General features: G+C 44.7%; 1 protein-coding gene. It reads right to left on the reverse strand.

Annotation, left to right across the window (positions count from 1 at the left end):
* A partial coding sequence (locus R0K30_RS23455; protein WP_410613425.1) for a hypothetical protein occupies positions 1-237 on the reverse strand: 237 nt, incomplete at both ends.

Consider the following 237-nt stretch of genomic DNA (forward strand, 5'->3'; position numbering starts at 1 on the left):
GTGCTTTGCTGGTCACTCGAATAAGGAAACGCCTGCTTGGTCTTTATGTACAGCCAATAAATACGCATGGCGGTGTCTTCTAACTGGCCTACCCAGTCAATCATCAGCGGATAGCCAATAGGCTCGCATAACGTGAGGTTAAGCTCTTTGTTTACTTTCAGTAGCTCAAGCGCTGTCGCGTCATCTTTGAAAGGAAGCAGACTGGAAATTTTTTTATTCAACGCCGTTATTTTATCG

The sequence above is a fragment of the Bacillus sp. SIMBA_154 genome (genome assembly GCF_046536015.1).
GTDB classification, from domain to species: Bacteria; Bacillota; Bacilli; order Bacillales; family Bacillaceae; genus Bacillus; species Bacillus pumilus_P.